The sequence below is a fragment of the Moorena sp. SIO3H5 genome (assembly GCF_010692395.1).
GTDB lineage: Bacteria > Cyanobacteriota > Cyanobacteriia > Cyanobacteriales > Coleofasciculaceae > Moorena.
The window spans coordinates 1-4092 of sequence record NZ_JAAHHS010000546.1; the positions used below are offsets into that span (position 1 = coordinate 1).

Genomic DNA, 4092 nt, shown 5'->3' on the forward strand with positions numbered 1-4092 from the left:
CTTTGGTCAGCATATAACTGGCATCATTAACTTGTATCTTTGTTGACTTAGATGGTTTAAGTAATCGGTTTATGGTTGACGGTAAATCATCAACCCTGATTTGAGTCTCTCTTCAGGAGAACTCCTTGCCCATCTACAGTCAAAAACTAGATCTATTGAAAGCGTCAAGAAAAAGGGTTAAAAACCCTGAACTTAATATTTCATAGGGGTGCATAGGAAACTATTGGCAGTATTTTCGTGATAGTTATAGCTAACGAAATGCTTGATTACTTTCAAGGTTCCAATCACGCTATGGCAACCTCAAGCTAACATTAAAACTCCCGTTACTTTGACTCAATCAATCAGAGTAACGGGAGTTTTTTAGCTGTTTTTTATATCAACATAGGTTAATCATGCTAGTTTTCGTATCAAGAGTCGAAAGATTTCCAAATGCTGATACAAGCTCCCTTGACCGTCGCGCAAACACCAATTGAAACTTGAACATGCCAAATTAGAAGAAAATAATAACATCGATACACAATGGGATGGTTCTGCCATGGTCAAAGGTCGGTCAAAATCTAAGTCATCAAAGAAAGGGAAAACGCCATCTGAGACCACAACCTTAAATCTCAAGCAACAGTTAGCTCAAAAACGCCAAGCACAACGAGCGCGTAAAGAAGTCATCCAAATTATTACTATGACAGCAGCGTTTGGAGCGATTATCGGGGTGTTGCTGGCTCTGGTGGTTGATCCTAAAGCTGGTGCAGCTGCAGTAGCGGGTCTGCCTTGTCTGGTTCTGTCCTATAAATATCCTCGCAAAGCATTTTGGGCATTCATGATCTATATGCCTTTTAGTGGCACAATCATTTACGCCATTGGCAATAGTCCATTGCTCCAGCTGGCTAAAGATGGTATCTATATCCCGGCTTTGATTGGCCTAATACAAGAGTGTAAGCAGCAAAGAAAACCGATCATAGTAGCCAAGTCCCTAATGGTACCCTTAGGAATTTTGTGCGCATCAAGTTTGCTGACACTTTTGTTTGCTAATGGTGCCCAGCAACTACTTCCCCCCTGTTCAGATTTACCAGGGATGCGTAGAGGTATAACCTGCGACGATGGACAGCCGATACTAATGGGAATTTTGGGTTTGAAAGTTTTTTTGGGATACATTCCCTTAATCTTTTGTGCTTACTACCTGATCCATAGCAAGAAAGAATTACTCTTCCTCTCAAGGATGTTCACAGTTCTGGCTATTATGTGCTGTAGCCTGGCCTTTATTCAGTACATGATGCTCAAAACTGGTAGATGCGCTGGAACCCAATTCGGAGTAGGGTCTGCGTTATTCAAAGCTTCCCTAGACGCTAGATGTTTTGTGGGTGGATCGTTACTGTATAGTCCTCAAGTGGGACAAATCCGGTTACCAGGAACTTTTGTTGCGCCTTGGCAGTGGGGCTGGTTCCTGATTTCTAATGCCTTTTTTAGCTTTGCTACTGCTTTCAGCGATCCCTCCGGTCGTTGGCGGAGTGTTGGTTTAGCTGCCATGGCATTGGTTTTTGTTCTGGCAGTAGTCTCTGGTCAGCGGATTGCTCTGGCTTTGGTGCCAACTGTAACCGTAATCTTGATGGTTTTAACCGGTCAAGTCACTAACCTTAAACGGTTTTTACCTATTCTGGGAGGATTAGTGCTTTTATTGGGAATTGCGGCAACTGCTTTTCCTGAAGTAGTTCAGGAACGGATAGATAGTTTTATCGGTCGTTGGGAAGCTGCACCAGCGGATGATTTTATCCTTCATCAATTTGCTTTTACCTGGAGTAGACTCAGAGGATCATTAATTGGTCTGGGATTAGGACGAGCGACTAACTCTGCTCGTGTTTTCGGTAAAACTAGTTTGGTAGAAACTTGGTTTCCCAAAGTAATGCATGAAGTTGGTCCGCTGGGGCTGCTGGCTTTTCTAATATTTGTAACTGCTATTACTGTACTTACCTTCAAGGCTTACCGCTCTGTCAAAAACAAGGATTTGCGGAGTATCGGTGCCAGCTATTGGGTATTTATTTTGTTTATTAGCTACCAAACCTATTACTATCCCTTAGATGTAGATCCAGTGGCAATTTATTATTGGTTGATGACTGGTATTATCCTCAAGTTGCCCGAAATAAATCGCCAAGAACAAGAAGAACTAGAGAAATTAGAGGCAGCACAGGAAAACGACCCTAAACTTAAAAAGAAAGGACGTATCAAGGCATCGAAAAAGGGAAAAGGTAAACGGCAAAAAGCAAAAGGCAGGGTAAGGGCTATAAAAGTTTAGTAAACATGCTTACGGGGTGACAACAAAGCTCAAACCTAGATAGGTATTAGGTGTTAGGTGTTAGGTTTTGGGTAAAATGAGCGCATCGGAGTCATTTGTATTTGCCAGCAATTGAAGCAATTTTCACCATACAACGTCAATGATAGTTTTAATCAATCCATCCCGCTTGACAATTTTACCTAACACCTAACCTCTAAAACCTAACCCCTGTAAGATTTTAAAGAGCGCTTGTCACCCCCTGAGGTATTAAACCGAACATAATATTAGTATAAAAACTAATCTTCCTTCCAAAAATATTCTAAAGATGCGGGAGGGTTCTCTGGTTAAAAAGCAATCGGTTTATCCATAAATCAAAAACTATTTGGAACTCCTTACTAATGCTCCCTGCTCCCTGTTCCGCTGATCCACTGTTCCATGTTCCCTTTTTCCATAAATTCTATATACTTTAGTAGCAAACATAATTAATTTTCTGATTGTTTAATGAACATAGGAATTTTATATACCGGGGGCACTATTGGTTCTGTGCAGGGACCTGATGGGCTGTATCCACTAGATACTGTTGGTTTCCAAAAGGCTTTTGATGAGAATATTTTGCCGATAATTCAAAGTCAATATCCCGATTGTACGATTGGGTATATTGATATCGGGTTTGGCCCGAGTAACAGCACTCTCGACAGTACCAACTTGCAGCCCCAAGACTGGTGTACTATTGCGATCGCAATTTTGGAAGCCTACGATAGCTATGAGTCTTTTATTGTACTCCATGGCACGGACACCATGGCTTGGACAGCTTCCATACTGTCGTTTTTGATGACGGGGCTGGATAGGGATGGCAACTATAACGCTTTGTTGAGCAAGCCGGTGGTTGTCACTGGGTCCCAACTGCCACTATTTGTAGAGAAAGCCGACTCCTCCTATACTGTACGCTTCAACACCGATGCTCTCCAAAACGTCTGTGGTGCAGTAACGTCCTGTTGTGAAGGTGTACCTGAAGTTTGTCTGTACTTTGATTCCACCTTAATGAGGGGCAATCGTACGGTGAAGACCAACGCCAGTGAGTTCAAAGCCTTCTCTACTCCTAACTATCCCAATATTGGGGAATATGGCTTAGACTTTGATGTCAACAACAAAGTAGTGCGCCCCTTACCCACAGACCCCTCCCTGGCACTCTCTGTCAAGGGCGAGCCTGCTTATGACGCTTTGTCAGCTCAACTGACCTACATTAACGATCATATTAACAACACTACCGTTCTTCCCTTTTCGGCTTTCCCCGCCTATTATGATGTATCTGCTGACCCCAATACCAGCGTACTTGGGGATATGCTGGCGGCCTGTATTAATCAGGGAGTAGATGGTTTAATTCTGGAGTCTTATGGGGCAGGGAATTTCCCTTCTGGCAATCCAGGCACTCCTGAAAATGGGGCGATTTACAAAACTCTCGACGAAGCTGATAACAATGGTACGGTGATTGTTGACTGTACACAGGTTCTAAGCGGGACTGTTAATTCCCAGACTTATGCAGCAGGTTCCTGGCTGAGTCAGGTAGGAGCAGTTGGTGCCTATGATATGACCCCAATTGCGGCTGCAAGCAAGCTGACTTACTTAAAGTTGTTAGGTCAATACTATAACTGGAATCAATACAAGATTAAGGAACTGATGATGACCAATCTCGTGGGCGAGATTATGGATGTCAACGTTCTCGATGCCAGAGGAGAAGGCTTCTTAGCCCCTGGAGAAACTATTATGGCTCTCGATGGCACTGCAATTTTGACCAACGAGCCCGGACAGGGAGATCGGAAGGGCGTCGG

Annotated in this window: 2 protein-coding genes; both read left to right on the forward strand. The window is 43.3% G+C overall.

Annotation, left to right across the window (positions count from 1 at the left end; translation table 11 throughout):
* The first annotated feature begins 469 nt into the window (after nt 1–469).
* A complete protein-coding gene (gene hpsL / locus F6K52_RS33225; protein WP_364420958.1) occupies nt 470–2284 on the forward strand; it encodes a hormogonium polysaccharide biosynthesis protein HpsL in 1815 nt (604 codons plus the stop codon).
* A 480-nt stretch (nt 2285–2764) separates the two neighbouring features.
* On the forward strand, nt 2765–4092 hold a 1328-nt coding region (locus tag F6K52_RS33230; protein ID WP_293088917.1), incomplete at its 3' end, for an asparaginase.